This window comes from Kosakonia sp. PSU_27, from assembly GCF_039409795.1.
Lineage (GTDB): Bacteria > Pseudomonadota > Gammaproteobacteria > Enterobacterales > Enterobacteriaceae > Kosakonia.
Genome location: NZ_JBCIVK010000004.1, coordinates 537,201 through 564,093, shown reverse-complemented (window position 1 = coordinate 564,093; position 26,893 = coordinate 537,201). Strand labels below are relative to the sequence as shown.

Below are 26,893 nucleotides of genomic sequence, written 5' to 3'. Positions count from 1 at the left end.
GACCGTGCCCAGCCGGGCACGGTCAATAGAGCAACGTCAGCTGGTGTTTTTTTGCTTCGTTCTCCAGCGCCTCGTCGGGGCGACAGTCGCTGACCAGTACATCAAAGCGGCTTAATGGCCCCATGCAGGCCGAACGCACTTTGCCGAACTTGCTGTGATCCACCACCAGAACGTGGTATTGCGCGCAGGCCATCGCCCAGTGTTTTACCGGCAACTCTTCCAGATTAAAACAGGTCGCGCCCTGCTGCGCATGCACCCCCGCCGCCGAATAAAAGGCGATATCCGGGCGCAGATTGTTCAGCGTTTCGTTGAAGTTCAACGGTTTGAAAATGGCGTTGCTGGCGTGGAACTCACCGCCGCTGAGAATGGCGCGACACTGCGGTTTTTCCTGTAATGCCAGAAAGGTGTTCAGTGAGTAACAGACGCCGATGAAGGGCAGATCGTCCGAAATGGCTTCAATGATCCACGGCGTGGTGGTGCCGCAATCGAAAAAGGCCATCTGATGCGCTTTAAGTAGCCCGGCGGCAAGTTTTGCCGCGTGGCGCTTCTCTTCTACCAGACGATTTTTTTGGTCGCTTAACAGATAATGGCTGGCGGAGCGCGGCTCCAGGACGATGTAACCGCCCAGCAGCACGACCGGCGCGCTGTTGGCGCTGAGATCGCGGCGAATGGTCATTTCAGATACGCCAAGCAGCGTCGCCGCCTCTTTCAGGTGCAGTTTATCGCTGCGCTTGAGCGCCGCCAGCAGCTGGCCTATCCGTTCGTCGCGTCTTGTTTCCATAATTCCCCTGAATAAAAGAAAGCCCTGCATTGAGCAGGGCGTTCATATTACCTTTGCCTCAGGGCTTAGTCACGTACCCAGCCGCGGCGAATCAGCATGGCGAAACAGGCTCGATAGAGTTGTTGCACACTGTGGTAGAGCGCCGGGCCAAAGCCTTGCCAGAGGATTTGCGCGGACAAACAGCCGCCGATGCCAACCAGCAGCGCGCCGAGCATATCCAGCGGCCAGTGCACGCCAAGATAAACGCGTGACCAGGCGATGGTCAGACCGATGACCATCAACAGCGCGCCCGACCACAAACGGTGCCAGGCAAGGAAAGCGACCGCAAAGGTGAAGATCACCGTGCCGTGATCGCTCGGGAAAGAACTGTCCGGTGCATGGTGCAGGAAGTTGTAACCCACGCGATCGGCAAAGGGGCGATCGTGGGGGAAAAAATGTCCCAGCAACGCCGAACAACAGAGACTGACCAGCATCGCCAGCGTGACTTTAATTACCAGCTGGCGCTGCGCGTTGACCTGCTCGCGTGGACCCCATAACCAGAGGCCAACGGCTAACAGCGGCACGATGCTAATCAAATCGCTGGCGGCAAAATCGGCAAACGCAATCAGCCAGCGCGGAGAGTCTGGCGTGGCGTTAATCCAGTAAAACAGGGTGTAATTCAGGCTCTCTAACATACGTTTGTTACTCTTTGATGAAATAAGCAAAATTGACGCGAAAGTGCCCACCTTAAAAGCGGCATGATTAACGGTAAAGCGGTTTTGTCTTACTCATCTGAGAGTTAGACGATTCCTGGAGTAAAGCACGGAAGGCGTATAATACGGCGGTGCACTTAAGTGAACCTTAAACGAACTGAAATGTGCTTTATTTATTGTGTGACTGAAAATTTCCTATCGCTGCAAAGCGGCTTTGATTACACTCTGCGCGATTTTTCATAGATGAAGAGATTGCATGCAAAACCATTCCTTAACGGGCCAACGTCTGGGACGACGGGCGCTACTGTTTCCCCTCTGCCTGGTGCTTTACGAATTCTCCACCTATATCGCCAACGATATGATCCAGCCCGGCATGCTGGCCGTGGTGGAGCAGTACAACGCCGGCATTGAGTGGGTTCCAACGTCAATGACCGCTTACCTCGCGGGCGGCATGTTTTTGCAGTGGCTGCTGGGGCCGCTGTCGGATCGCATTGGCCGCCGCCCGGTGATGCTGACCGGCGTGGTGTGGTTTATCGTTACTTGCCTGGCAACACTGCTGGCGCAGGACATTGAGCAATTCACGTTACTGCGCTTTTTGCAGGGCATTAGCCTGTGCTTTATTGGCGCGGTAGGTTACGCGGCGATCCAGGAATCCTTCGAAGAAGCGGTGTGCATAAAAATCACCGCGCTGATGGCAAACGTGGCGCTGATAGCGCCGCTGCTCGGTCCGCTGGTGGGCGCTGCGTGGGTGCATGCCGCGCCGTGGCAGGGAATGTTTGTCCTCTTCGCGTTGCTGGCGGCTTTCTCCTTTGTTGGCCTGCAACGGGCAATGCCGGAGACCGCCACGCGGCTGGGTGAAAAGCTCTCCTTTAAAGCCTTGTGGCGCGACTATGTCGAAGTGATGAAGAACCTGCGTTTTGTCGCCGGGGCGCTGGCGACAGGTTTTGTCAGCCTGCCTTTGCTGGCGTGGATTGCCCAGTCGCCGATTATCATCATCAGCGGCGAGCAACTGAGTAGCTATGAATACGGCTTGTTGCAGGTGCCGATTTTTGGCGCTCTGATTATCGGTAACCTGGTACTGGCGCGACTGACTTCACGGCGCACTGTGCGCGCGTTGATCATTATGGGCGGCTGGCCTATCGCGGCCGGGTTGCTGCTGGCGGCTGTTGCGACAGTTGCCTCTTCGCATGCCTATTTGTGGATGACCGCCGGGCTGAGCCTTTACGCCTTTGGTATCGGGCTGGCGAATGCCGGGCTGGTGCGTCTGACCCTGTTTGCCAGCGACATGAGTAAAGGCACCGTTTCGGCGGCAATGGGCATGTTGCAGATGTTTATCTTTACCGTCGGTATCGAAATCAGTAAACACGCCTGGCTGAGCGGCGGCAATGGCTTGTTCAGCCTCTTCAACCTGGCTAATGGCGTACTGTGGCTGGGCTTGATGGTGGTATTTCTGCGTGATAAACGAGTGGGGAATTCGCTGGAAGGATAGGGCGGCGCGCATTAACAGCGCCGCCGCGTAATCAGCAGGTTTCAGCCTGTGTTTCCGGAGCCGGTTTGGCGACCGCGCGGGCAACCACGGCGGCAATCAGCACCAGCCCCATCACCACCAGCATGGCGCTACGCAGGCCGTAGTGCTCGCCGAGAAAACCGAGCAGCGGCGGGCCAACGAGAAACGCCAGGTACCCGGTGGTGGCGACCACGCTGACGCGGGTTGCCGCGTCCGGGCCGGTATCGCTGGCGGCGGAAATGGTCAGCGGGAAACCGAGCGAGGCACCAAGCCCCCACAAAATCACCGAGAAGCCCGCCACCCATGCACTATCAACAAAGATAATCAGCCCGATGCCCAGCGCACCCATCAACGCGCTGGCGCGCACCACTGTGACGCGGCTGTAACGGTCAATAAACCAGCCACCGATAAATCGCCCGACGGTCATTCCAAGAGTAAAACCGGTGTAGATCAGCGAGCCGGACGTCGGGCTAAAGCCGTGCCCGTCCACCATCAATAGCGGCAGCCAGTCGTTGGCGGAACCTTCGGCAAATGCCATTGCGAGCACGACCACGCCAATCAGCAACAGTTGGGTATCACGCCAGAACGGCTGCCCTTTTTTCGCGCGCGCTTTCTCCTCGGCGGAGTCTTTGCCGGTGCCAGGCGGAATGGCGGAAATCGCCAGCATGATGGGAACAATCGCCACCAGTGCCGCCGCCAGAATGTGCCAGTTGGCCGCCAGGCCAACAGCGGTAACGCTCATACCAATGCCTGCGCCGACCAGCGTGCCGAAGCTGTAAAAACCGTGCATCATTGGCAGCACGGTTTTGCCCATTTCGCGCTCGACTTCCGCGCCTTCGATATTCATTGCCACTTCGCCCGCACCCAGGCTGCCGCCGAAAAGAGCCAGACCAACGGCAAATAACAGTGGAGACGCCAGCCACAATGCGATACTCAGCACCACCATGCCGATGACGCTGAACGACATGCTGGCGCGGATCACTTTCCGCGCGCCAAAGCGCTTTACCAGCCAACCGGAGGAGAGAATGCCGCTCATCGAACCGACCGACAGGCCAAACAGCACCACGCCCATTTCAGCGGTGGAAACCGATAAAATATCGCGGATTGCGGGCGTTCGTGTAGCCCACGAGGCCATTAATAGCCCCGGTATAAAAAAGAAGGTAAATAGCGCCCACAAGCGATGTTGCAGGGCTTTTCGCGAAGCATTTCCAGTCATAACGTCACGGCAAAGAGGGAAAAGATAAGACAACACTAGCAAGCAAGTGTACATTTGTACATAAATGAGTGAGAGGATCTATGGCCCGAAGACCCAACGACCCGCAGCGGCGTGACCGCATTCTGCAAGCGACGCTGGATACCATCGCCGCACACGGGATTCAGGCGGTGACGCACCGTAAAATCGCCAGCTGTGCGGATGTGCCGCTGGGCTCAATGACCTATTATTTTTCCGGTATCGATGCGTTATTAGCTGAGGCTTTCAGTCTGTTTACCCGGCAGATGTCGGCGCAATATGCCGCTTTTTTCGACGGCGTTGACAGTCAGGCAAAAGCCTGTGAGGCGCTAACCGAGCTGATTTACAGCGCCCAGGTGACCACCGCGCGCAATATGGAACTGATGTACCAGCTGTATGCGTTTATGAGCCGCCAGCCCACGCTGAAAAGTGTGATGCAAGACTGGATGCGCACCAGCCAGACCATGCTGGAGCACTGGTTCGAACCGGTGACGGCACGTGCGCTGGATGCCTTTATCGAAGGGATGACGCTGCATTTTGTGGTCGATCGCGAGCCGCTGAGCCGCGAAGCTATTCGCTTAATGATTGGGCGTCTCGCCGGGCAGTGAGCGGTACGCGTTGTCGATTAATGCACAGGCGCGATGGCTTGCGTCAAGCGCCAGACACAGTTCTACGTCCGCTGAAAAACCCCGGGCGTGGAGTTCACTGGCGGATGCGCAGTAATGAAGAGCACTGAAGTCACCGCCCTGAAATGCGGCCTTTGCCGCTTGCGCTTCAGGCGAGAGTTTACGCTTGCCAAGTGCGGCAATAATGGCACCCGCCGCCAGATAATCCTCCAGCGCCGGGCGCAGGCTACCATCCGGCCAGCGTTCCCCAGCCGGGATCAGCAAAATGCGCTCAAAACCTGCACAAGCTTTCGCGGTCGCCAGTCGGTTGCGAAAACAGCCGCTAAACACCGCTGCGCCGCAATCGCGTGCTTTAAACGAAAGCGTGGAACCGTTAGGTGAGGGGAGCACCAGCCGGTGTCCGGCGGGAATATGCAGCAACGAGGCGGGCGAGAGTGTGTAATTCCCACCGGCAAAGGTGCGGTCAAAACTGGCGACGTCGGCATGGTTTTCCTGTGCGTAGCGCTGGGCGCTCGCATCTTTCCATGGCCACGGGTAAATCAGCGCCTGGTTATCAGTGGCGATGCTAACGCACGTGGAGAACGACATCACGTCGACAATCACCACGCAATCAGCTTCCTGCGCCAGCTGCTCCGCTGCAGTTAAACCCCACTCCAGACGCACATCGAACGGGCTTTGGCTGTACCACTGTGCACACATTTTCTGCTCCTTTATTCCACGCGAAAAACATCAGGATGTTGTTCCGTTGCGGCCTCATGGAAAATATCCCCCAACCAGCCGGGGATCTCCGCTTCGCTTAATTCACTCGGAACGATGATGTTATAAAGGCGCGAATGCTTGCCTTCGTTTCTGTCCACGCGGAACACGTGCCAGCCATCCGCCACGCGTTTTACCCCAATATAACGGCCAAAAACGTTGTAAATCAGCATCAGGGGGGCTCCTAACGGTGTCAGGTAATGGTTAAAAAAGAGCACAATGAAAAACACGGCGCTGGCGATTGCTTTAGTATTAATGCAAAAATAGGTAATTCAAACAACCCATTGAAAAGGAATAAAATGTTTTTAGACACTGTAATGTGGCTAATATCCGTGGCAGCGTTTCTCGCCTGGATCTTTGGTATCACTTTAAAAAATACCTTTGCCACCAATGCGAAACATTTTGCCCTTTTTTTGCTTGTGCATCTGATGTTGAGCGGTGCTGCCATTATGCTGAAAAAGCACGGCGTTGCGGGTGTTAGCAGAGACTCCGGTCCGTGGGTGCTTACCGGTCTCAGGCTGTTTTTAAAATGTTATATGGCGTTTGCGATGATCATAACGGTGAGTTTTTTCTTTGCGCTTATCAGCAAAGGTGCACAACAGATGACGCATTTTCATAAAACCTATAACGCCGCGAATCTGCACCGCAACCCGCTTAAGTTCTACCTGCGCCGCGAAGCGGGGATTGTATGGGCCTACGGGCTTTGCTTTTTAGCGGGGGGTGTTTATGTGCTGTGGGCAATATGGTTTCGTCTGGCGTTTTAAGAGGTTTTGGGCTGCGATTGTTCCGTTGTTGCTTTTTTGTCGATATCGACAGATATTTTATGCGCAGCGTACAAACACAACAGAATAATAACAAGATGTCCTAACTTTATTCCACGCTGACTATTCATAATAGAAAAGAGCACAGCGTTGTTGCGTTTTAATATGAAATAACACCATATATTGGCAAATAAGAAAATGAATAATACCATTAATACAAATGCGATTTGCGCAAGGCTTTTATAGGTCACTTGAGGTTCTCTGTAAAAGAGAATCGCCAGTGCAATTAATGATGTTGTCAGTAATGCGGTAGAAATCCCGCTGGACCACAGCAGCAGGTCGCTGGTCACTTTGCGCAGGGCAGCGCCAAACCTGCCTCGCAGGGTGTCCATTCCCCATGTGTCGGGTTTCATTGCTTCCATATCTTTCATGAAAAATGAGATCGGGATAATAATACATAACACCATCCAGCCGTAATTAATTTGCGGCATACTTTTATCCAGAAAACTAAGCAGATAATTTGCAATATCAAAATTCGCTGTTTTTCCTGCGATATAAAACGAGATAATGGAGATAATGCACCACATACCGATTTTATAAAAAACATCGCGGTATAATGATTTTTTTAACCAACTTTCAAGTATGTTTTCTTCCGCTTTCATCGTCGTCCCGTTATATCAAGTTATGCTGTTTTCGGCATCGATATTACCAAATCTTTGTTGCTTCGCCAGCGGCAGAGGGAAGGCGAAACACAGGCTTCTTATCGGTTCAAATCGAGGAAGGGTAATGGGAAAAAGGCAACAAAAAACCCATCAACCTTGAACCTAAGCGGCGGGGTTGATGGGCTCCACAAAATGGGGACATCAAAGAAAAGCAGTGGCACTAGTTATGACTGACGCCCCATAAAAAAGTTCTGCGCATAACTGAAATATTTCTCAGCTTCAGACTTATCCGAGACCAGGCCAGATAATGATGATTAATGTCCCCGCAAGCGTCAGCAGAACGTTGGCGATGGCGTAGGTGCCCGCATAGCCCAGCGCCGGGATATTGCTGCGCGCTGTATCGCTGATGATCTCCATTGCCGGAGCGCAGGTGCGCGCCCCCATCATCGCGCCGAACAGCAGAGCACGGTTCATTTTCAGCACATACGCGCCAAACAGAAAACAAATTAGCACCGGTACCAGGCTGACAATAAGCCCGGCGATCAGCATCTGGCCGCCCACCGCGCCAAGACCGTTGCCGATGCCGCTACCGGCGCTTAAGCCCACGCCCGCCATAAATACCATCAGGCCAAACTCTTTTACCATCATCAGCGCGCCCTGCGGGATATAGCCGAACGTCGGGTGGTTGGCACGCAGGAAGCCGAGCATGATCCCGGCGAACAGAAGGCCGGCGGCGTTACCCACGCCGAAGCTGAAAGAGCTAAACTGGAAGGTGATCATACCGATCATCAGGCCGACAATAAAAAACGCGCAGAAGGCGAGCAGGTCGGTGACCTGGCTGTGAATAGAGATAAAGCCGATGCGGTCGGCAATGGTTTTCACGCGGCGCGCGTCACCGCTGACCTGCAAAACATCGCCCTTGTTGAGCACGATATTGTCGTCAATCGGCATCTCAATCTGGCTGCGGATCACGCGGTTGAGGAAGCAGCCGTGATCGGTCAGCTTTAACTGCGCGAGGCGACGACCGACCACGTTATGGTTTTTGACCACCACTTCTTCGGTGACGATACGCATGTCGAGCAGATCGCGGTCGAACACCTCCTTGCCGTTGCGAAAGCTCGGGTCAAGGCGCGCGTGCGCATCCGGGTAACCGACCAGCGAAATTTCGTCGCCCATTTGTAGCACGGCATCACCGTCGGGGCTGGCGAGAATGCCATTGCGGCGAATGCGCTCGATATAACATCCTGTCTGGCGGTAGATCCCCAGCTCGCGCAGGTTCTTACCATCGGCCCATGCCACCAGCTCCGGCCCCACGCGGTAGGCGCGGATCACCGGCAGATACACTTTACGGTGCGCATCCGTGTCCAGACCGCGTTCGCGGGCGATCTGCTGGGCGCTGGTCTGTAAATCCTGGTGCTGCAATTTCGGCAAATAGCGTGCGCCGAAAATCAGGCTCACCAGACCAATCAGATAGGTCAGGGCATAACCGAGGCTCAGGTTATCCAGCGCACTGGAGAGTTGTCCATTTTCCATACCGGAATGACGCAGCGTGTCACCCGCCCCCACCAGAACTGGTGTCGAGGTCATCGAACCGGCCAGCATGCCTGCCGTCAGGCCAATATCCCAGCCGAACAGTTTGCCAAGGCCTAAAGCGATCAACAGCGCGCTGCCCACTAATACCAGCGCCAGCATGAGGTAATTCTTACCGTCGCGAAAAAAAATAGAGAAAAAGTTTGGTCCGGCTTCAACACCAACGCAAAAAATAAACAGCATAAAGCCAAGATTAAGTGCATCCGTGTTAATGCTGAAATGCTGCTGGCCTAATAATAATGAAACCACTAAAACGCCAATGGAATTACCGAGTTGAACAGAACCCAGTCGTAATTTACCGAGACAAAGTCCGAGTGCCAGAACGACAAACAATAACAGTATGTAATTCCCGTTTAACAAATCTGCGACGTTTATATTCACGGAGGCTAACTTCTTGTTTACTTGTAAGCTGTTGAAAGAAATGGTTATTTGAGCTAGTGTTTTGCTCATGCGCTGGCGTACGAAAAAAGCGGTGCAACACCAGACACTCCTCACAAAACAAAAACAGGCCGCTAGTTTAATCGTATTAGATTACAACGGCTAGTGAGAATCGCGTATTTACGTGGGTGCTTTTCTGGCACGGATTGCCGCAACGCTTTATCTGTCCGGACATTCTTTTGAACGAGTTGTTAGTGCGATAGAGAAAAAGTCAGGAGGCGTGTTTGAAGAACAGGCGAAGTCGGGTCGGCGTTATTTGCTGCGCATTACTTTTTATTGCGGTGTGTTTGTTGCTGGTCATAAATATGAACGGCGCGCTACCCGTGTCCGGTAATCCAGAATTAGGCTTACTGCTTTTCACGCTTCCCGGTATTGTCGGTGGGCTGATTGCTCGCCGACGCAAAGCGATCGTGCCGCTTTTCGGCGCCGTGCTGGCGGCTCCATTTTGCTATGTGCTGATTTACCTGCATTTAGCCTCTTCGCAGTCGAACTGGCAGGTTATTGCCTGGTTGTTCAGCGCGATTTTCTGGTGCGGAATGGGCGGGTTATTCTATCTTTTTGTGCGCAAAATTCTGCGCTGCAAGAAATAAAACGCCCTCAGAAAGAGGGCGTTGCTCGGCTCAGGCAAACAGGCCGAAATGTTCTTTGGCATAGGCCTCGAAATCGGTGCAGCCGCCAATGTGTTTCTGGTCGAGGAAAATCTGCGGCACAGTTTCAACCGGTTTCCCGACGGTTTTTTCCAGGTCGGCTTTGGTGATGCCTTCCGCGTGGATATCGACGTAGCGATAGTTGAAATCATCACGCTCGGCGGTCAGTTTTTCTGCCAGTTCTTTTGCGCGTACACAGTATGGGCAGCCTGGGCGGCCAAAAATTACAGCAAACATACTCTCTCCCAAATCTGAAGGTAATTGCCGGTTATCATGACCATAACTGCGCGTAATGAAAAGCAGGTTATGCCTGTTGCTTTAATCTTTGCAACCTTTCAGCGCAAATTGCGGATACAACGAGGATGCAGGCTTCGCCTATACTGAGGGTCTTGTTTATTTGGGGGATTATTCATGACACCAACTATTGAATTGCTGTGCGCCCATCGCTCCATTCGCCATTTCACCGATCAACCGATTACCCAGGCGCAGCGCGAGGCGATTATCGCCAGCGCGCAGGCGACATCCAGCTCCAGCTTTTTACAATGCAGCTCGATAATTCGCATCACCGATCCTGCGCTACGCCAGCAACTGGTGACGCTCACCGGCGGGCAACAACATGTGGCGCAGGCGGCGGAATTTTGGGTGTTCTGCGCTGATTTCCATCGTAATTTCCAGATTTGCCCAGAGGCGAATCCTGGGCTGGCGGAGCAGTTGCTGCTCGGCGTAGTCGATACCGCGCTGATGGCGCAAAACGCTTTCACTGCGGCAGAATCGCTCGGGCTGGGTGGCGTTTATATCGGTGGAATTCGTAACAGCATTGAAGCCGTAGGTGAGTTATTGCAGGTGCCAAAACATGTGCTACCGCTGTTTGGCCTGTGCCTTGGCTGGCCTGCCGACACGCCGGATAAGAAACCGCGTCTGCCTGCGCAACTGGTGGTGCATGAAAACCGCTATCAGCCGCTGGATAAAGATGTGCTGGCGCAATATGACGAGGAGATCGCCCACTACTATATGACGCGCGACAGCAATACGCGGCGTGACACATGGAGCGATCATATCCGCCGCACCATCATTAAAGAGAGCCGCCCGTTTATTCTCGACTATTTGCATAAACAGGGATGGGCGACACGCTAATTCCCGTTCATCCTGCACGTCGCTGCGTGTATTATACGCCTGCTTTGACAGGTCTTTTTAGAGAGGTGCAGGGTGAAAATTGCCATATTGTCCCGGGATGGAACGCTCTATTCGTGTAAACGCCTGCGCGAAGCGGCGATGCAGCGCGGTCATCTGGTCGAGATCCTCGATCCGCTTTCCTGTTATATGAATATCAGCCCGGCGGCCTCGTCCATTCATTACAAAGGCCGCCAGCTGCCGCATTTCGATGCGGTGATCCCGCGTATCGGCTCGGCCATCACCTTCTACGGCACCGCCGCGCTGCGTCAGTTTGAAATTCTTGGCAGTTATCCGCTCAATGAGTCGGTGGCGATCACCCGCGCCAGAGACAAGCTGCGTTCGTTGCAGTTACTGGCGCGCCAGGGGATTGATCTGCCGGTAACCGGCATTGCCCATTCACCAGACGATACCAGCGATTTAATTGATATGGTCGGCGGCGCGCCGCTGGTGGTGAAGCTGGTGGAAGGGACGCAGGGCATCGGCGTGGTGCTGGCGGAAACCCGCCAGGCAGCGGAAAGCGTAATTGACGCTTTTCGCGGTCTGAATGCGCATATCCTGGTGCAGGAGTTTATTGCCGAAGCGAAGGGAACCGATATTCGCTGTCTGGTCGTCGGCAATGATGTGGTCGCCGCCATTGAACGCCGGGCGAAAGAGGGGGATTTTCGCTCTAATTTGCATCGCGGCGGCAAGGCGCTGGTGGCACATATCACCGAGCGTGAGCGTGAAATTGCGCTGGCTGCTGCGCAAACGCTGGGTCTGGATGTGGCTGGCGTCGACATCCTGCGCGCCGAACGTGGCCCGCTGGTGATGGAAGTTAACGCATCGCCCGGGCTGGAAGGCATCGAAAAAACCACCGGCATCGATATTGCGGGCCGCATGATCCAGTGGATCGAACGCCAGGCAACGCCGGGTTTTTGCCTTAAAACCGGCGGCTGAGGCGATTTTCCCGCGCAATGAATGGTACGTTCTGGCCTTTTTGCGTAAGCTATGGCCAATTTTTTCGCTAAGAGAGCACTGCTTTATGGATTCACTCGTCGTTCCGGGTCTGGACACGCTGCGTCACTGGCTGGATGAACTGGGCATTAACTTTTTTGAGTGCGATAACTGCCAGGCGCTGCACCTGCCGCACATGCAAAATTTTGATGGCGTGTTTGATGCAAAAGTCGACCTTGTTAATGACGTTGTGCTGTTTACCGCCATGGCGGAAGTCAAACCGTCGGCACTGCTGGCGCTGGCCGCCGATCTCTCCGCCATTAATGCCAGTTCTTTGACCGTGAAAGCATTCCTCGACCTTCAGGATGATAATCTGCCGAAGCTGGTGGTTTGCCAGTCTTTATGCGTCGGGCCTGCCATTACGTTTGAACAGTTCGCCTGGTTTATGCGCCAGAGCGAAGAGCAGATTTCAATGGTCATTATGGAAGCCAATGCACATCAACTGCTGTTCACGCCAGGCGAAGAAGAGATGGTGGCAGGTGAAGAGTCGCACAATTTTCTCCACTGACTCTGTGCAGCATTAACGCAGTCGCTGCCACGGCGGCTGCATAATAAATATTTTTATTCTGCTATTAACCTTTCCTTAAAGAATTTTTCACCGCTATTCCTCGCGTAACGGCTTATCACATAGACGTATCCTGCATAAAAAATTGATAAAAGGCGTTTTTTAATCTGACCTATAGCCTCAAACCCTGGCTACAGTTATTCTTGCGATGCTTAAAACAGCATGCGGTGTCAGCCGGAAGCGTTTTCTTCTCCGGGGCTGTGCAGAGTGACAAAATATGCATGATTCTTGCATATCTTATGATGCGTACATTTAGTTCGTATGTTAACGGACTTTCCAGAAGGAATGAGATATGACCGCCTTGAGCAAAAAATGGGTATCAGGTCTTGTCGCGGGTGCGTTGATGGCTGTCTCTGCCAGCACGCTCGCAGCCGAGCAAAAGACACTGCATGTTTATAACTGGTCTGATTATATTGCGCCGGACACCGTCGCGAATTTTGAAAAAGAGACGGGCATCAAAGTCATTTATGACGTGTTTGACTCCAACGAAGTGCTGGAAGGCAAACTGATGGCGGGCAGCACCGGCTTCGACCTGGTGGTGCCGTCCGCGAGTTTCCTTGAGCGCCAGTTGGCCGCCGGGGTATTCCAGCCGCTGGATAAGAGCAAACTGCCGAACTGGAAAAACCTCGATCCAGACGTGCTAAAAATGGTCGCCAAACACGACCCTGACAACAAATACGCTATTCCGTACCTGTGGGCCACCACCGGTATTGGCTATAACATTGACAAAGTGAAAGCCGCGCTCGGCAAAGACGCGCCGGTAAACAGCTGGGATCTGGTGCTGAAGCCGGAAAATCTGGAAAAACTGAAAAGCTGCGGCGTCTCATTCCTTGATGCGCCGGAAGAGATTTTTGCCACCGTGCTTAATTACCTCGGCAAAGATCCGAACAGCAGCAAAGCGGATGATTACAGCGTTGCCGCAACCGACCTGCTGTTAAAACTGCGTCCGAACATTCGTTACTTCCACTCTTCTCAGTACATTAATGACCTGGCAAATGGCGACATCTGCGTGGCTATTGGCTGGGCGGGTGATGTGTGGCAGGCGGCAAACCGCGCGAAAGAAGCGAAGAATGGCGTAAATATCACTTACACCATTCCGAAAGAGGGCGCGCTGGCGTTCTTCGATGTCTTCGCGATGCCGGCTGATGCCAAAAACAAAGACGAAGCCTATCAGTTCCTCAACTACCTGATGCGCCCGGATGTGATTGCCCATATCAGCGATCATGTGTTCTACGCCAACGGTAACAAAGCCTCGGTTCCGCTGATCAGCGCAGAAGTGCGTGATAACCCGGCTATCTTCCCGCCGCCGGATGTTTTCGCCAAACTCTTTACGCTGAAAGTCCAGGATCCGAAAATCGACCGCGTAAGAACCCGCGCGTGGACTAAAGTTAAAAGCGGCAAATAATTCAATCACCTGACAGGTGATAAGGCTGCACCGTGGCGGTGCGCCTGCCCCAAAAATGGACAGAGGTGATGCGCCTCTGTCCAGTCATTTGTACGACAACTCGTTGAAACGGGTTGATGTTTTTGCCGGAGAGCACTTGAGTGAATGACGCTATCCCCCGCCCACAGGCGAAGAGCCGCAAGGATCTGACGCCGCTGCTGGAAATTCGCAATCTGACCAAATCCTTTGATGGTCAGCACGCCGTTGATGATGTCAGTCTGACGATTTATAAAGGTGAAATTTTTGCCCTGCTTGGTGCGTCCGGCTGCGGCAAATCAACATTGCTGCGCATGCTCGCCGGTTTTGAGCTGCCTACCCACGGGCAAATCATGCTTGATGGCGTAGACCTGGCGCATGTGCCGCCCTATTTGCGCCCGATCAATATGATGTTCCAGTCCTACGCGCTCTTTCCGCATATGACCGTGGAACAGAACATTGCTTTTGGCCTTAAACAGGACAAGTTGCCGAAAGCGGAAATCGCCAGCCGCGTGGCCGAAATGTTGCACCTGGTGCACATGAGCGAGTACGCCAAACGTAAGCCGCATCAGCTTTCCGGCGGTCAGCGCCAACGCGTGGCGCTGGCGCGCAGCCTGGCGAAACGGCCGAAACTGCTGCTGCTGGATGAACCGATGGGCGCGCTCGATAAAAAGCTGCGCGACCGGATGCAGCTCGAAGTGGTGGATATTCTTGAGCGCGTTGGCGTGACCTGCGTCATGGTGACCCACGACCAGGAAGAGGCGATGACCATGGCCGGGCGTATCGCCATTATGAACCGCGGTAAGTTTGTGCAAATCGGCGAACCGGAAGAGATCTACGAGCACCCGACCACGCGTTACAGCGCCGAGTTTATCGGTTCGGTGAATGTGTTCGAAGGGCTGCTGAAAGAGCGTCAGGAAGATGGTCTGGTGATCGACTCCCCGGGGCTGGTGCATCCGCTGAAAGTGGACGCCGATGCGTCGGTGGTGGATAACGTGCCGGTGTTCGTGGCGCTGCGCCCGGAAAAGATCATGCTCTGCGAAGATCCACCGGCCGACGGCTATAATTTTGCCGTCGGGGAAGTGGTGCATATCGCCTACCTTGGCGACCTCTCTATTTATCACGTGCGTTTGCAAAGCGGGCAGATGATCAGCGCCCAGTTGCAGAACGCGCATCGCTACCGTAAAGGCGCGCCAACCTGGGGCGATGAAGTTCGCCTCTGCTGGGATGCCGATAGTTGTGTGGTTCTGACGGTTTAAGGAGCGGCGATGAGTACACTGGAGCCACCGTCCCGCGTCGAAAAACCGGGCGGTTTCACTTTATGGCTGGGGCGCATGCAGATGCGTCACGGGCGCAAACTGGTTATTGCGCTGCCCTATATTTGGCTGACTTTGCTGTTTCTGCTGCCGTTTTTGATTGTATTCAAAATCAGCCTTGCAGAGATGGCGCGGCAGATCCCGCCGTATACCGATCTTATCGAGTGGGCGGACAGCCAACTGACGGTCACACTGAATATCGGCAACTTCCTGCAACTTACCGACGACCCGCTCTATTTTGAAGCCTATCTGCAGTCGTTACAGGTGGCGGCGATCTCAACGCTTTGTTGTCTGCTGCTGGGGTATCCGCTGGCCTGGGCTGTGGCGCACAGCAAACCGTCGACGCGCAATATTCTGCTGCTGCTGGTGATTTTACCGTCGTGGACGTCGTTTCTCATCCGTGTGTATGCGTGGATGGGGATCCTGAAAAATAACGGCGTGTTGAATAACTTCCTGATGTGGCTGGGGGTTATCGATCAGCCGTTGACGATCCTGCATACCAACCTCGCGGTATATATCGGGATTGTTTATGCCTATTTGCCGTTTATGGTGTTGCCGATTTATACCGCGCTGACGCGTATCGATTATTCACTGGTGGAAGCCTCACTGGATCTTGGGGCGCGCCCGCTGAAAACCTTTTTCAGCGTGATTGTGCCGTTGACCAAAGGCGGGATTATTGCCGGATCGATGCTGGTGTTCATTCCGGCAGTTGGCGAGTTTGTCATCCCGGAACTGCTCGGTGGCCCGGACAGCATTATGATCGGTCGTGTGTTGTGGCAGGAGTTCTTTAATAACCGAGACTGGCCGGTGGCATCGGCGGTGGCGGTGATTATGCTGCTGTTGCTGATTGTGCCGATCATGTGGTTCCACAAACATCAGCAGAAACAAGGGGAGGACCACGCATGAACAACTTACCGGTAGTGCGCTCTCCGTGGCGCATTTTAATCCTCGTGCTCGGTTTTACGTTCCTGTACGCGCCAATGCTGATGCTGGTGATCTACTCCTTTAACAGCTCAAGACTAGTGACCGTGTGGGCGGGCTGGTCGACGCGCTGGTATGGCGAGCTGTTTCACGACGACGCCATGATGAGCGCGGTGGGGTTAAGCCTGACCATCGCCGCTTGTGCGGCGACAATGGCGGCGGTGCTGGGGACTATCGCGGCGGTGGTGATGGTGCGTTTTGGCCGCTTTCGTGGCTCAAACGGTTTCGCCTTTATGATAACGGCACCGCTGGTGATGCCGGATGTGATCACCGGCTTGTCGCTGCTGCTGCTGTTTGTGGCGCTCGGCCATGCGATTGGCTGGCCCGCCGACCGCGGGATGCTCACTATCTGGCTGGCCCATGTGACCTTCTGTACCGCTTATGTTGCCGTGGTTATCTCCTCGCGTCTGCGCGAACTGGACCGCTCCATTGAAGAGGCGGCGATGGATCTTGGTGCGACACCGCTAAAAGTGTTCTTCGTTATCACGCTGCCAATGATCATGCCGGCGATTGTTTCCGGCTGGCTTTTAGCCTTTACCCTGTCGCTGGATGACCTGGTGATCGCCAGTTTTGTTTCGGGGCCGGGAGCGACGACATTGCCGATGCTGGTCTTCTCCAGCGTGCGCATGGGGGTGAACCCGGAAATCAACGCGCTGGCGACACTTATCCTTGGCGTGGTCGGGATTGTTGGTTTTATCGCCTGGTATTTAATGGCGCGGGCGGAAAAACAGCGGATCCGTGATATCCAGCGTGCAAGACAAGGCTGAACTTATTAGAATCGTGAAATTGTGTTGCTGATGCCGCGCTTGTCGCGGCATTTTTCACAGGGAAATCATCGGATTGGGGTTCTTCAAGAAAACCGCTCATCACGCGAAATTGAATGTGCCAGCGCTGGTGCAGGTGGCGGCCATCGCCATTATTATGATTCGCTGTGTGGATGTATTGATGATACTGAATTTGCTGGGTTGGCGCGGCCTGCTCGATTTTGTGCAGCGCAGCGCGCAGACCTGGAGCCTGACGCTGGTTTTCCTTGGCAGCCTGTTTTTAGTGTTTGTCGAAATTCTCTGTGCTTTCTCGGTGGTGAAAGGGCGTCGTTGGGCGCGCTGGCTTTACCTCGCCACGCAGATGGTGGCGACCGGTTATTTATGGGCCGCTTCGCTCGGGTATGGCTATCCGGAACTGTTCAGTATTGCGGGTGGTTCCCGGCGGGAGATTTTCCAGGCGTTAGTGATGCAAAAACTCCCCGATCTGCTGGTGTTATTCCTGCTGTTTGTTCCCGCGCCCAGCCGGCGCTTTTTCCGCCTGCAATAACGGTGGTACAATCCCGGCCCCGCAAAATGAAAGGCTTTACTATGCAGTGCGCTCTCTTCGATGCTGGTCGTTGTCGTTCCTGTCAATGGATAGCACAACCGATCTCACAGCAACTTACCGCGAAAATGGACGATCTCCACACGCTGCTGGACGGCTTGCCTGTTGCCGAGTGGTGTTCGCCAGTGAGTGGCCCGGAGCAGGGGTTTCGTAATAAAGCCAAAATGGTGGTCAGCGGCAGCGTAGAAAAACCGCTGTTTGGGATGCTGCATCGTGACGGGACGCCGGAAGATCTCACCGACTGCCCGCTCTATCCGCAGACTTTCGCTCCGGTTTTTGCTGCGCTCAAACCGTTTATTGCCCGCGCCGGGTTAACGCCTTACAACGTGGCGCGTAAACGCGGTGAGCTGAAATACCTGCTGCTGACTGAAAGCCAGCAGGATGGCGGCATGATGCTGCGCTTTGTGCTGCGCTCGGAGGCGAAACTCGCCCAGTTGCGCGCGGCGTTGCCTGAGTTACAAGCACAATTACCGCAACTGAAAGTGATTTCCGCCAATATCCAGCCGGTACATATGGCGATCATGGAAGGTGAGACAGAGATTTTTCTCACCGGGCAGCAGGCGCTGGCGGAAAACTTTAACGGCGTGCCGCTATGGATCCGCCCGCAGAGTTTTTTCCAGACCAACCCGACCGTTGCCAGCGCGTTGTACGCGACCGCCCGCAACTGGGTTCGGGCGCTGCCGGTTAACCATATGTGGGATCTGTTTTGCGGCGTCGGCGGTTTTGGTCTGCACTGCGCAACGCCGGAGATGCGCCTGACCGGTATTGAAATCGCCCCGGAAGCGATTGCCTGCGCCACGCAATCGGCACAAGCGCTTGGCTTACAAAATCTGCATTTCCAGGCGCTGGATTCCACCCAGTTTGCTACCGCTTCGCTTGATATTCCTGAGCTGGTGCTGGTTAACCCGCCCCGGCGCGGGATTGGCGCGGCGCTGTGCGACTATTTAAGCCGTATGGCACCGCCGTACATCATCTACTCCAGCTGTAACGCCAGTTCGATGGCGAAAGATATTCGCCTGCTGCCGGGTTATCGCATTGAGCGCGTTCAACTGTTCGATATGTTCCCGCATACCGCGCATTACGAGGTGTTGACGCTGTTGGTTAAACGCTGATCCCAGCGCAACGCGGAAACATTTTTTAAGAACTTAGTGCGACTAAGTTCCTGTTATGCCGCTCCAGCCCGCGTTTTCTGTACCAGGCTTAAGCCAACGCTGGTCACAGAAAAATGGGGCAACATGAAAGATCAAAATCGGACAACAGGTATCGCGCCGTATGGCGGTTCGGCAGGTGGCTGGGGCGCGCTGAAAGCAGTCGCGGATGCACTGCGCGGGCAAATGTCGGTGAAACAGGACGTCATTGCGCTGTTCAAAGTTAATCAACCGCAGGGGTTCGACTGCCCCGGCTGCGCGTGGCCCGATCCGCAACATACCTCGTCGTTTGAATTTTGTGAAAATGGCGCGAAAGCGGTGTCGTGGGAAGCCACCAGTAAACGCACGACGCCGGAATTCTTCGCGGCGCATACGGTCAGTGAGTTGTGGAACAGGAACGCATTTGAGCTGGAAGGCGAAGGGCGTTTAACCCACCCGATGAAGTATGACGCCGCCAGCGATACCTATCAGCCCATCGACTGGGATACCGCCTTTCGCGAGATTGGCGAACTTCTGCGCGGCTACGACGATCCCAACAGCGTCGAGTTTTATACCTCCGGACGCGCCTCCAACGAAGCCGCTTTTCTCTGGCAACTGTTTGCCCGCGAATATGGCACCAATAACTTCCCGGACTGCTCCAATATGTGCCATGAGCCGACCAGCGTGGGTTTACCGGAATCCATTGGGGTCGGTAAAGGTACGGTGGAACTGGAAGATTTCGACCACTGCGATCTGGTGTTGTGCATCGGCCACAACCCCGGAACCAACCACCCCAGAATGCTTGGCACGCTTCGCGAAGTATCAAAACGCGGCGCGACGATCGTGGCCATCAATCCGCTGCGCGAAAGGGGGCTTGAGCGGTTCACGTCGCCACAAAGCCCGATTGAAATGCTGGCGCTAAGCTCCACGAAGCTGGCTTCGACCTACTACAAAGTGCGGGTGGGCGGTGACGCGGCGATGCTGAAAGGGGTGATGAAAATCCTGCTGTCGATGCACGAAGAGGCGCTGGCGAAAGGCGAGCCTGGCGTGATTGATGAGGCGTTTATTCGCCAGCATACGCAAGGGTTTGAGGCGCTGAAAGCCGATCTCGACGCAACCGACTGGCAACACATTCTTAAAGTCTCTGGCATGGAGCGCAAAGAGATCCAGAATATCGCCCGGCTGTACGCCAGTGCCGAACGCACCATTATTTGTTACGGCATGGGGATCACCCAGCACCAGTACGGTACGCAGAATGTGCAGCAAATTGCCAACTTGCTGCTGATGCGCGGCAACATAGGTAAGCAAGGGGCGGGCATCTGTCCGCTGCGCGGCCACTCGAATGTGCAGGGTGACCGCACAGTGGGCATTACTGAGATCCCGCATCCCGAGTTGCTGGACAATATTGAAAAGGTATTTGGTTTCAAGCCGCCACGGCAACATGGGCACGGCGCGGTGGCCGCTATCCAGGCGATGCGCGATGGCAAAGTGAATGCGCTTTTGTGCCTTGGCGGCAACCTGGCGGAAGCGATTTCTGATCCGCAAACCACTTTCCCGGCGATGCGCAAGCTCGATTTGGTGGTGCATATGGCGACGAAACTGAACCGCTCGCATCTGCTGTTAGGCAAACATAATTATCTGCTACCGGTGCTCGGGCGCACGGAAACGGATATGCAGGCATCGGGTGCGCAGAGCGTGACGGTCGAAGATTCGATGTCGATGGTACATGCGTCGCGCGGGAGTTTAACGCCAGCTTCGCCGCACCTGAAATCCGAGCCTGCGCTGGTGGCCGCGCTGGCGAAAGCAACTCTGCCGGATAGCGTGGTGGACTGGGATAAAATGGTCAGCGACTACAGCACTATTCGCGATGCGATCGAAGCGGTTTTCCCGGCGTTTAGCAATTTCAACGAGCGGGTTAAAAAACCGGGGGGATTTCGTTTACGTAATACGGCTTCGGAACGCGTATGGAACACGCCCTCGGGTCTGGCGCAGTTCAAAGTGATGCAGGGGATTAACGAAGATCCGCGATCGCTGAAATGTCACGATCTGGTATTAACCACTTTGCGCAGCCACGATCAATACAACACTACGCTGTACGGGCTTAACGATCGCTATCGCGGAGTGACCGGGCGGCGCGATGTACTGTTTATTAATGCCGATGAGGCAGAAACGCGGCAGTTACGCGTCGGTGACCAGGTGAATATTATCGCGCTCGATCCTGACGGTAACCCCACCTCGCGGCGCATGGATAACCTGACGATTGTGGTGCTGGATATGGCACCGGGTTCAGTCGGCGCGTATTACCCGGAAGCGAATATCCTGGTGCCGCTGGACAGCCACGATACCAAAAGCGGTATTCCGGCTTATAAAAGCATTCCGGTGGCGATGGAGCGTGTCGGGCGGGGAACGGAAACGTCGGGGGCGCTGCGTTAACAGGCCGGGAGCTACCCGGCCTGAAAGGTGATTACTGCGGGAACCACTGATCGCTGATTTTCTGATAAGTGCCATCAGCTTTAATCGCTTTCAGCGCGGCGTTCAGTTTTTCCAGCAGCGCTTTGTTATCCGGGCGCACCGCAATGCCAAGGCCCGTGCCGAAGTATTGCGGGTCGGTCACTTTCGGTGTCGCTACGCCCAGCTGCGGGTTGGTTTTCAGCCACTCGTTGACCACGGCGGTGTCACCAAACACGCCATCGATACGCCCGTTTTTCAGGTCAATAATCGCGTTCTGATAGCTGTCATAAGCCACGGTTTTTACTTCCGGGTGCTTGTCCTGCAGGTATTTCTGGTGCGTGGTGCCGTTTTCCATGCCGATACGTTTGCCTTTCAGATCATCAAAAGATTTAAAGGCATCTTTTTTGGCGATCACCAACGCGGAGTTCGCGTAGTACGGGTCGGTGAAAGCGACCTGTTTGCTACGTTCCGGGGTGATGTCCATACCGGAAATCACAGCGTCATATTTTTTGAATTTCAGTGACGGAATCAGGCTGTCGAAGGCGTGATTGGTAAACGTACATTCGGCCTGCATCTGTTTGCACAGCGCGTTTGCCAGATCGATATCAAAGCCGACGATTTTGTTGCTGGCATCCATCGATTCAAATGGCGGATAAGTGGCGGAAACACCAAAGTTAATTTTTTCTGCCGCAGAAGCACCAGCGGCGAACGAAGCGAGAAGGGCGGCGAGTACCAGTTTTTTCATTATCGAACTCCTGTCGGTCAATCTTATGGTTGTTGCCGTGTCTAAAGCGTGACGCTAACCATGCCATTAAATGAATTTATATTCAATAAAAATGCTTAAATATATTTTCATAAAAATAAAAAAAGCGAGTAATGAAACCATTAGCTCGCCTTTGTTTACTATTTATGCAATTAGTTGCGGCGTTCAAATGCCAGCGCTTTACGCTCAATCAGGCGCATCATCAGCGTTAACAACCCGTTGACCACCAGATAAATCAGCCCTGCGGCACCGAAAACTGTGACGTCATAAGTGCGACCATACAGAAGCTGACCGTGGCCCATCACTTCCATGAGCGTAATGGTGTACGCCAGCGAAGTACTTTTAAACACCAGCACCACTTCGTTAGAGTAGGACGACAGCGCGCGTTTAAATGCATAAGGCAGCAAAATCGCCAGCGTGTCTTTCATGCTCATCCCGAGCGCGCCGCAGGATTGCCACTGCCCGTCCGGAATGGCGCGAATCGCGCCATAGAATAGCTGTGTGGTGTACGCCGCACTGTTCAGCGACAGCGCCAGCAGCGCGCACAGCCACGGTTCCGAGAGCAGATGCCAGATAACCGGATAGTTTTGCAGCGACGGGAACTGCCCCGGACCGTAGTAAATCAGGAAGATCTGCACCAGCAGCGGGGTACCGGTGAACAGCGTGATATAACCGCGCACAATGTGTGTCAGCACCGGCGTTTTCAGCGTTAACACAATGGTAAACAGCAGCGATAAGATCAGCGCCACAATCAACGAGGCCACAGTGAGCGTCAGGCTGGTGTGCAGGCCTTTGAACAGCTCTGGTAAAAACTCGAGCATTATTCCGGCCTCCGTTCAAAGCGGGTCGCGCGCATATCGATGCGTTTAAGGATCCACTGACTCAACAGTGTGATAACCAGGTAAATCACCGCCGCCACGATATACCAGGTAAAGGGTTCCTGCGTACGGGTAGCAATGCTTTTAGTTTGCAGCATCAAATCGTTCACGCTAATCAGCGATACCAGCGCGGTATCTTTCAGCAGTACCAGCCACTGGTTACCCAGCCCCGGCAGCGCGTGACGCCACATTTGCGGCATCACCAGGCGGAAAAAGATCGCCCCTTTTGACAAACCCAGCGCCTGGCCAGATTCCCGCTGCCCGTCCGGTACGGCTTTTAACGCACCGCGCAAAGTTTGCGAGGCGTAAGCCGCATACAGCAGGGAGAGCGCAATCACACCGCACAGAAACGGGCTAACGTCGAAGTTTTCAATCTGCATCTGCACCGGGATCTGCACTACGCCGAGATTAATGGTGAAACCATCAGAGAGCGTCAGCAACAGCTGTGAAGAGCCGAAATAGATAAACAGAACCACCAGGATCTCCGGCAAGCCACGCAGTACGGTGACCAGCGCGGTGCCAATCCAGGCAATCGGGCGCCACTTAACGGACTCCCAAACGGCAAAGATCATCGCCAGAATCAGGCCGATGATCAGCGCACAAACGGCAAGGCCGACGGTCATCCCGGCGGCGCTTGCTAATGGAAACATTTCGTTCATTAAGGATTACTTCTGGAACCATTTGTTATAGATGGTCTGGTAAGTCCCATCTTTCTTCACTTTTTCCAGCGCGGCATTGAATTTCTGCTGCAGATCGGTGTTGCCCTGGCGTACCGCGATGCCCAGACCGGTACCAAAGTACTCTTTGTCGGTTACTTTATCGCCAACTGCCGCCAGTTTCGCGTCCGCTTTCAGCCATTCTGTGACCACCGCGGTGTCACCGAACACGGCATCAATACGGCCGTTTTGCAGATCCAGACGCGCGTTCTGGTAGCTGTCGTAAGGAACGGTGGTGATTTCCGGGTGCTTGTCGTTAATGAATTTCTGGTGGGTGGTGCCGTTCTGCACGCCTACACGTTTGCCTTTCAGCTGGTCAATGCTGGTGAATTTACCCTGCTGACCCACAAACAGCGCAGAGTTGTCGTAATAAGGCGTGGTGAACAGAACCTGTTTTTCACGTTCCGGGGTGATGTCCATACCGGCCATCACCGCGTCGAAACGGCGGAATTTCAGGCTCGGGATCAGGCTGTCAAACGCCTGGTTGGTAAAGGTACAGGTCGCATCAATCTCTTTACACAACGCGTTAGCCAGATCGACATCGAAACCGACGATTTTATTATTCGCGTCGGTTGATTCAAACGGAGGGTAGCTCGCTTCGGTGGCGAAACGGATAGTCTGGGCTGCTGTAGCGGTAAGGCTTACGCTTGCAAGTAGCGCGGCAATCAGTACTTTTTTCATTGTCATTAATCCCGATTCTTCAGTGAGATAGGTAATATTTAAACGCGTCGGTCTGCGGCGCGGCAAAGCAGCCCGCATCCCCTTGCTCAACAATGTGACCATTTTCCATGTACACCACGCGGCTGGCGGTTTTACGCGCCACTTCCACTTCGTGGGTCACGATAACTTGCGTGATGCCGGTTTCCGACAGCTCACGAATGATACTGACGATTTGCGCGGTGATTTCCGGATCGAGCGCGGCGGTAGGTTCATCAAACAACAGCACCTGCGGTTCCATCATCAGCGCGCGGGCGATAGCGACACGCTGCTGCTGACCACCGGATAAATGTAGCGGAAAACGGTCGCTATACGGTTTTAGACGTAAACGCTCCAGCAGCTTTTCCGCGCGCGCCAGCGCCTGATCTTTGCTTAAACCGAGCACGCGGCACGGCGCTTCAATCAGATTTTGCAGCACGGTCAGATGCGGCCAGAGATTATATTGCTGAAATACCATGCCCACATTCTGGCGCAATTCGCGGATCGCTTTATCAGACGGGGTTTTGGCAAAGTCGAAGTGATTGCCTGCAATGCTTAACTGGCCGGAACGCGGCATTTCGAGCAGGTTGAGTACGCGCAACAGCGAACTTTTACCCGCACCGCTTGGGCCGAGCAGCACCAGTGTTTCCCCTTGCGGGCAATCCAGCGTGATATCGAACAGCGCCTGGTGTGCGCCATAAAAGCAATTGATGCTGTTTAATTTAATACTCATCGAAGCAGTCTGATAGCAATTGAGGCCGCAAATAGTAACGTTGACAGAATAGTTATGCAATATTTGTGCGTTAAAACTTAAAAATAAACCAACTTCCTACATAAAGTTAGCACAAAATACCGAGCGGTGCGGGAACCAGGCATAAATGTCGGCATTCACCGCGGAATGCCAGACATTTTACGGGGGTTATCTATTGCGGCATGAAATAATCACCGATGTTCTACCGACTGGCGTAGCGTTCCGGCGGGGGCATGAACGGTGCCGCCGAGATAGCGCACATCGTCTACTGCCCAGCACTGGCCTTCGCGGATCATCAGCACTTCATCCCGCCAGCTTTGGTCACCTTTGGTGAGCGTGACGCGCAGCGGAATATTCCGTGCATCGGTATTCGGAATGGTCGATGCACTGGCGACGTCAGCCTTTTCAGGGGTGACGTTGCGACTGGAGAACGGATCCGCTTTTAAAAGCGTGGCATTGCGCGAATCGCGGCTGGCGGCGGTGAGCATTTTGCTCAGATCATCGCTCAGATAGGGGCGCAGCGCAGTCCAGTCGTTACCGGGGTGCGCGATGCGGTAGTCATAAAATTGCTGTGCTACGGAATCCGGGCCGCCTTCCACACACGGGCCAACGCGCGCGCCCGTATCCTTAAATGCCGGGGTTACCGTGGTGCAGGCGCTTAACAGCAGCGCGCATGGCAAGGCGAGAGTCAAAACTGAATAGCGCATATTGATTTCCTTATTTCTCTTCAGAAGTCACGACCTTTCAAGAATAGTGTATTGATCTGATAATGTGTGGTGTAACGCATTGAACGTTAAAAGGAGAAACCGATGCAGTTTTCAACCACACCGACGCTGGAAGGGCAACCGATTGTCGAGTACTGCGGGGTCGTGACCGGGGAAGCGATTCTCGGGGCGAATATTTTTCGTGACTTCTTTGCCGGCATCCGCGATATCGTCGGTGGCCGCTCCGGCGCTTATGAAAAAGAGCTACGCAAGGCGCGCGATATCGCATTTCGCGAACTCGGCGAGCAGGCTAAAGCACTGGGTGCAAATGCGGTGGTCGGCATTGATGTTGATTACGAAACGGTGGGCAAGGACGGCAGTATGCTAATGGTGTGCGTCAGCGGTACGGCGGTGAAAACGCGGGCATGAAAAACATCGCGTTACTGCTGCTGGCGCTGCTGCTCGCAGGTTGCGCCAGTGAAAAAGGCATCATTGATAAAGACGGTTATCAACTTGATACCCGGCGGCAGGCGCAGGCGGCGTATCCGCGTATTAAAGTGCTGGTTATTCACTACACCGCCGATGATTTTGATGTGTCGCTGGCAACGCTTACGGATAAGCAGGTGAGCGCCCATTACCTGATCCCGGCGGAGCCCCCGCTGCATCACGGTAAACCGCGGATCTGGCAACTGGTGCCAGAGCAGGAGTTAGCCTGGCACGCAGGGGCGAGTTTCTGGCGTGGCGCAACACGCATCAACGACACCTCCATCGGCATTGAACTGGAAAATCGCGGCTGGCAACGTACTTCTGGCGGAAAACAATTCGCACCTTTTGCGCCCGCGCAAATTAATGCATTGATTCCTCTGGTAAAAGATATAATCTCGCGCTACCACATTGCACCGCAGAATGTGGTAGCACATGCGGATATCGCGCCGCAGCGTAAAGACGATCCTGGCCCGTTGTTCCCGTGGCAAACGCTGTTCTCCCAGGGGATTGGCGCCTGGCCGGATGCGCAGCGTGTCGCGTTTTACCTGAATGGTCGTTCGGCGCATGAACCGGTAGATACGGCTTCCTTGCTTGATTTACTGGCGCGGTACGGTTACGACGTGAAATCGCAGATGTCGCCCGCAGAGCAAAAACGGGTCATCATGGCGTTTCAAATGCATTTTCGTCCGGGGCTGTGGAACGGCATTGCTGACGCTGAAAGCCAGGCGATTGCCGAGGCATTACTGGAAAAATATGGCCAGGCGGGGTAATTCCCACTGCTTTTTTATGACGAGGTCAATGGAGATGAGGTTTC

30 protein-coding genes are annotated in these 26,893 nt (G+C 54.3%); 16 read left to right on the top strand and 14 right to left on the bottom strand.

Annotation, left to right across the window (positions count from 1 at the left end; all coding sequences use genetic code 11):
- Positions 1-22: 22 nt before the first annotated feature.
- Together deoR and ybjG are read right to left on the bottom strand one after the other, a co-directional pair.
- Complete coding sequence (gene deoR, locus AAIG26_RS12785) at positions 23-781, bottom strand: DNA-binding transcriptional repressor DeoR (protein WP_343179985.1); 759 nt, start codon at positions 779-781, stop codon at positions 23-25.
- Positions 782-846: 65 nt separating this feature from the next.
- Positions 847-1,455: an undecaprenyl-diphosphate phosphatase gene (ybjG, locus tag AAIG26_RS12780; RefSeq protein ID WP_017456076.1), complete on the bottom strand. Its 609-nt coding sequence runs from the start codon at positions 1,453-1,455 to the stop codon at positions 847-849.
- A gap of 274 nt (positions 1,456-1,729) precedes the next feature.
- Here ybjG and AAIG26_RS12775 point away from each other — a divergent pair, with 274 nt between their 5' ends.
- A complete protein-coding gene (locus AAIG26_RS12775; protein WP_020457178.1) occupies positions 1,730-2,962 on the top strand; it encodes an MFS transporter in 1,233 nt (410 codons plus the stop codon).
- A gap of 31 nt (positions 2,963-2,993) precedes the next feature.
- On the opposite strand, the gene AAIG26_RS12770 is transcribed toward AAIG26_RS12775, so the two are convergent.
- Complete coding sequence (locus AAIG26_RS12770) at positions 2,994-4,196, bottom strand: MFS transporter (RefSeq protein ID WP_044489599.1); 1,203 nt, start codon at positions 4,194-4,196, stop codon at positions 2,994-2,996.
- Positions 4,197-4,276: 80 nt separating this feature from the next.
- Between AAIG26_RS12770 and AAIG26_RS12765 the strand changes: the two genes are divergently transcribed.
- Positions 4,277-4,819: a TetR family transcriptional regulator gene (locus AAIG26_RS12765; RefSeq protein WP_343179983.1), complete on the top strand. Its 543-nt coding sequence runs from the start codon at positions 4,277-4,279 to the stop codon at positions 4,817-4,819.
- On the opposite strand, the gene AAIG26_RS12760 is transcribed toward AAIG26_RS12765, so the two are convergent.
- Entirely contained in the window at positions 4,790-5,536 is a 747-nt protein-coding gene (locus tag AAIG26_RS12760; protein ID WP_343179981.1) for a 2-phosphosulfolactate phosphatase, read from the bottom strand. The genes AAIG26_RS12765 and AAIG26_RS12760 overlap by 30 nt on opposite strands.
- An 11-nt stretch (positions 5,537-5,547) precedes the next feature.
- Positions 5,548-5,766 carry a hypothetical protein gene (locus AAIG26_RS12755; RefSeq protein ID WP_097406894.1) on the bottom strand — a complete coding sequence of 73 codons (219 nt, stop codon included), beginning with the start codon at positions 5,764-5,766 and terminating at the stop codon, positions 5,548-5,550.
- Positions 5,767-5,793: 27 nt separating this feature from the next.
- Here AAIG26_RS12755 and AAIG26_RS12750 point away from each other — a divergent pair, with 27 nt between their 5' ends.
- Positions 5,794-6,357 carry a hypothetical protein gene (locus AAIG26_RS12750; RefSeq protein WP_020457183.1) on the top strand — a complete coding sequence of 188 codons (564 nt, stop codon included), beginning with the start codon at positions 5,794-5,796 and terminating at the stop codon, positions 6,355-6,357.
- On the opposite strand, the gene AAIG26_RS12745 is transcribed toward AAIG26_RS12750, so the two are convergent.
- Positions 6,354-7,016 (bottom strand): hypothetical protein, encoded by a 663-nt coding sequence (locus tag AAIG26_RS12745; protein WP_343179979.1) that lies wholly within the window; start codon positions 7,014-7,016, stop codon positions 6,354-6,356. The genes AAIG26_RS12750 and AAIG26_RS12745 overlap by 4 nt on opposite strands.
- Before the next feature lie 285 nt (positions 7,017-7,301).
- A complete protein-coding gene (locus AAIG26_RS12740; protein ID WP_020457185.1) occupies positions 7,302-8,987 on the bottom strand; it encodes an aspartate:alanine antiporter in 1,686 nt (561 codons plus the stop codon).
- A gap of 281 nt (positions 8,988-9,268) precedes the next feature.
- Here AAIG26_RS12740 and ybjM point away from each other — a divergent pair, with 281 nt between their 5' ends.
- Entirely contained in the window at positions 9,269-9,634 is a 366-nt protein-coding gene (gene ybjM, locus AAIG26_RS12735) for an inner membrane protein YbjM (protein ID WP_045506610.1), read from the top strand.
- A 30-nt stretch (positions 9,635-9,664) separates the two neighbouring features.
- Here ybjM and AAIG26_RS12730 read toward each other — a convergent pair whose 3' ends face one another.
- Positions 9,665-9,928: a GrxA family glutaredoxin gene (locus AAIG26_RS12730; protein WP_017456131.1), complete on the bottom strand. Its 264-nt coding sequence runs from the start codon at positions 9,926-9,928 to the stop codon at positions 9,665-9,667.
- A gap of 174 nt (positions 9,929-10,102) precedes the next feature.
- Here AAIG26_RS12730 and nfsA point away from each other — a divergent pair, with 174 nt between their 5' ends.
- From nfsA to AAIG26_RS12680, 10 genes are all read left to right on the top strand, one after another.
- Positions 10,103-10,825 (top strand): oxygen-insensitive NADPH nitroreductase, encoded by a 723-nt coding sequence (nfsA, locus tag AAIG26_RS12725; protein WP_020457187.1) that lies wholly within the window; start codon positions 10,103-10,105, stop codon positions 10,823-10,825.
- Positions 10,826-10,897: 72 nt separating this feature from the next.
- The gene (gene rimK, locus AAIG26_RS12720; protein ID WP_020457188.1) at positions 10,898-11,800 is read left to right on the top strand and encodes a 30S ribosomal protein S6--L-glutamate ligase; all 903 of its coding nucleotides are present in this window, start codon (positions 10,898-10,900) and stop codon (positions 11,798-11,800) included.
- 85 nt (positions 11,801-11,885) lie between these two features.
- Entirely contained in the window at positions 11,886-12,365 is a 480-nt protein-coding gene (locus tag AAIG26_RS12715) for a YbjN domain-containing protein (RefSeq protein ID WP_020457189.1), read from the top strand.
- Positions 12,366-12,714: 349 nt separating this feature from the next.
- Positions 12,715-13,827 carry a spermidine/putrescine ABC transporter substrate-binding protein PotF gene (potF, locus tag AAIG26_RS12710; RefSeq protein ID WP_020457190.1) on the top strand — a complete coding sequence of 371 codons (1,113 nt, stop codon included), beginning with the start codon at positions 12,715-12,717 and terminating at the stop codon, positions 13,825-13,827.
- 140 nt (positions 13,828-13,967) lie between these two features.
- The gene (gene potG, locus AAIG26_RS12705) at positions 13,968-15,101 is read left to right on the top strand and encodes a putrescine ABC transporter ATP-binding subunit PotG (RefSeq protein ID WP_045506612.1); all 1,134 of its coding nucleotides are present in this window, start codon (positions 13,968-13,970) and stop codon (positions 15,099-15,101) included.
- Between the two features lie 9 nt (positions 15,102-15,110).
- Complete coding sequence (gene potH / locus AAIG26_RS12700) at positions 15,111-16,064, top strand: putrescine ABC transporter permease PotH (RefSeq protein WP_020457192.1); 954 nt, start codon at positions 15,111-15,113, stop codon at positions 16,062-16,064.
- Entirely contained in the window at positions 16,061-16,906 is an 846-nt protein-coding gene (gene potI / locus AAIG26_RS12695; protein WP_017456138.1) for a putrescine ABC transporter permease PotI, read from the top strand. The genes potH and potI overlap by 4 nt, the downstream gene beginning before the upstream one ends.
- Positions 16,907-16,979: 73 nt before the next feature.
- On the top strand, positions 16,980-17,450 hold the full coding sequence (locus tag AAIG26_RS12690; protein WP_020457194.1) for a YbjO family protein: 471 nt from the start codon (positions 16,980-16,982) through the stop codon (positions 17,448-17,450).
- Between the two features lie 41 nt (positions 17,451-17,491).
- Positions 17,492-18,619 carry a 23S rRNA (uracil(747)-C(5))-methyltransferase RlmC gene (gene rlmC / locus AAIG26_RS12685; RefSeq protein WP_097406898.1) on the top strand — a complete coding sequence of 376 codons (1,128 nt, stop codon included), beginning with the start codon at positions 17,492-17,494 and terminating at the stop codon, positions 18,617-18,619.
- A gap of 123 nt (positions 18,620-18,742) precedes the next feature.
- Positions 18,743-21,067 carry an FdhF/YdeP family oxidoreductase gene (locus AAIG26_RS12680; protein ID WP_343179978.1) on the top strand — a complete coding sequence of 775 codons (2,325 nt, stop codon included), beginning with the start codon at positions 18,743-18,745 and terminating at the stop codon, positions 21,065-21,067.
- 31 nt (positions 21,068-21,098) lie between these two features.
- On the opposite strand, the gene artJ is transcribed toward AAIG26_RS12680, so the two are convergent.
- The 6 genes from artJ to AAIG26_RS12650 form a co-directional block, all read right to left on the bottom strand.
- A complete protein-coding gene (gene artJ, locus AAIG26_RS12675) occupies positions 21,099-21,830 on the bottom strand; it encodes an ABC transporter substrate-binding protein ArtJ (protein ID WP_343179977.1) in 732 nt (243 codons plus the stop codon).
- A 170-nt stretch (positions 21,831-22,000) separates the two neighbouring features.
- On the bottom strand, positions 22,001-22,669 hold the full coding sequence (gene artM, locus AAIG26_RS12670) for an arginine ABC transporter permease ArtM (RefSeq protein WP_343179976.1): 669 nt from the start codon (positions 22,667-22,669) through the stop codon (positions 22,001-22,003).
- Positions 22,669-23,385, bottom strand: a complete 717-nt coding sequence (gene artQ, locus AAIG26_RS12665; protein ID WP_020457198.1) for an arginine ABC transporter permease ArtQ — start codon at positions 23,383-23,385, stop codon at positions 22,669-22,671. Before artQ ends, artM begins: the two co-directional genes overlap by 1 nt.
- 6 nt (positions 23,386-23,391) lie before the next feature.
- Positions 23,392-24,123 carry an arginine ABC transporter substrate-binding protein ArtI gene (gene artI / locus AAIG26_RS12660; protein WP_017456144.1) on the bottom strand — a complete coding sequence of 244 codons (732 nt, stop codon included), beginning with the start codon at positions 24,121-24,123 and terminating at the stop codon, positions 23,392-23,394.
- 19 nt (positions 24,124-24,142) lie between these two features.
- Positions 24,143-24,871 carry an arginine ABC transporter ATP-binding protein ArtP gene (gene artP / locus AAIG26_RS12655; RefSeq protein WP_020457200.1) on the bottom strand — a complete coding sequence of 243 codons (729 nt, stop codon included), beginning with the start codon at positions 24,869-24,871 and terminating at the stop codon, positions 24,143-24,145.
- Between the two features lie 209 nt (positions 24,872-25,080).
- Entirely contained in the window at positions 25,081-25,596 is a 516-nt protein-coding gene (locus tag AAIG26_RS12650; RefSeq protein ID WP_020457201.1) for a lipoprotein, read from the bottom strand.
- Between the two features lie 102 nt (positions 25,597-25,698).
- Between AAIG26_RS12650 and AAIG26_RS12645 the strand changes: the two genes are divergently transcribed.
- On the top strand, positions 25,699-26,022 hold the full coding sequence (locus AAIG26_RS12645) for a heavy metal-binding domain-containing protein (protein WP_065368906.1): 324 nt from the start codon (positions 25,699-25,701) through the stop codon (positions 26,020-26,022).
- Entirely contained in the window at positions 26,019-26,849 is an 831-nt protein-coding gene (locus tag AAIG26_RS12640) for an N-acetylmuramoyl-L-alanine amidase (RefSeq protein WP_343179975.1), read from the top strand. Before AAIG26_RS12645 ends, AAIG26_RS12640 begins: the two co-directional genes overlap by 4 nt.
- Positions 26,850-26,893 lie beyond the last annotated feature (44 nt).

Bases quoted from the DNA above. Each gene is read 5' to 3' on its own strand.
- deoR (WP_343179985.1), bottom strand. From the start codon at position 781: ATGGAAACAAGACGCGACGAACGGATAGGCCAGCTGCTGGCGGCGCTC.
- ybjG (WP_017456076.1), bottom strand. From the start codon at position 1,455: ATGTTAGAGAGCCTGAATTACACCCTGTTTTACTGGATTAACGCCACG.
- AAIG26_RS12775 (WP_020457178.1), top strand. From the start codon at position 1,730: ATGCAAAACCATTCCTTAACGGGCCAACGTCTGGGACGACGGGCGCTA.
- AAIG26_RS12770 (WP_044489599.1), bottom strand. From the start codon at position 4,196: ATGACTGGAAATGCTTCGCGAAAAGCCCTGCAACATCGCTTGTGGGCG.
- AAIG26_RS12765 (WP_343179983.1), top strand. From the start codon at position 4,277: ATGGCCCGAAGACCCAACGACCCGCAGCGGCGTGACCGCATTCTGCAA.
- AAIG26_RS12760 (WP_343179981.1), bottom strand. From the start codon at position 5,536: ATGTGTGCACAGTGGTACAGCCAAAGCCCGTTCGATGTGCGTCTGGAG.
- AAIG26_RS12755 (WP_097406894.1), bottom strand. From the start codon at position 5,766: ATGCTGATTTACAACGTTTTTGGCCGTTATATTGGGGTAAAACGCGTG.
- AAIG26_RS12750 (WP_020457183.1), top strand. From the start codon at position 5,794: ATGGTTAAAAAAGAGCACAATGAAAAACACGGCGCTGGCGATTGCTTT.
- AAIG26_RS12745 (WP_343179979.1), bottom strand. From the start codon at position 7,016: ATGAAAGCGGAAGAAAACATACTTGAAAGTTGGTTAAAAAAATCATTA.
- AAIG26_RS12730 (WP_017456131.1), bottom strand. From the start codon at position 9,928: ATGTTTGCTGTAATTTTTGGCCGCCCAGGCTGCCCATACTGTGTACGC.
- nfsA (WP_020457187.1), top strand. From the start codon at position 10,103: ATGACACCAACTATTGAATTGCTGTGCGCCCATCGCTCCATTCGCCAT.
- AAIG26_RS12715 (WP_020457189.1), top strand. From the start codon at position 11,886: ATGGATTCACTCGTCGTTCCGGGTCTGGACACGCTGCGTCACTGGCTG.
- potF (WP_020457190.1), top strand. From the start codon at position 12,715: ATGACCGCCTTGAGCAAAAAATGGGTATCAGGTCTTGTCGCGGGTGCG.
- potH (WP_020457192.1), top strand. From the start codon at position 15,111: ATGAGTACACTGGAGCCACCGTCCCGCGTCGAAAAACCGGGCGGTTTC.
- potI (WP_017456138.1), top strand. From the start codon at position 16,061: ATGAACAACTTACCGGTAGTGCGCTCTCCGTGGCGCATTTTAATCCTC.
- rlmC (WP_097406898.1), top strand. From the start codon at position 17,492: ATGCAGTGCGCTCTCTTCGATGCTGGTCGTTGTCGTTCCTGTCAATGG.
- AAIG26_RS12680 (WP_343179978.1), top strand. From the start codon at position 18,743: ATGAAAGATCAAAATCGGACAACAGGTATCGCGCCGTATGGCGGTTCG.
- artJ (WP_343179977.1), bottom strand. From the start codon at position 21,830: ATGAAAAAACTGGTACTCGCCGCCCTTCTCGCTTCGTTCGCCGCTGGT.
- artM (WP_343179976.1), bottom strand. From the start codon at position 22,669: ATGCTCGAGTTTTTACCAGAGCTGTTCAAAGGCCTGCACACCAGCCTG.
- artQ (WP_020457198.1), bottom strand. From the start codon at position 23,385: ATGAACGAAATGTTTCCATTAGCAAGCGCCGCCGGGATGACCGTCGGC.
- artI (WP_017456144.1), bottom strand. From the start codon at position 24,123: ATGAAAAAAGTACTGATTGCCGCGCTACTTGCAAGCGTAAGCCTTACC.
- artP (WP_020457200.1), bottom strand. From the start codon at position 24,871: ATGAGTATTAAATTAAACAGCATCAATTGCTTTTATGGCGCACACCAG.
- AAIG26_RS12650 (WP_020457201.1), bottom strand. From the start codon at position 25,596: ATGCGCTATTCAGTTTTGACTCTCGCCTTGCCATGCGCGCTGCTGTTA.
- AAIG26_RS12645 (WP_065368906.1), top strand. From the start codon at position 25,699: ATGCAGTTTTCAACCACACCGACGCTGGAAGGGCAACCGATTGTCGAG.
- AAIG26_RS12640 (WP_343179975.1), top strand. From the start codon at position 26,019: ATGAAAAACATCGCGTTACTGCTGCTGGCGCTGCTGCTCGCAGGTTGC.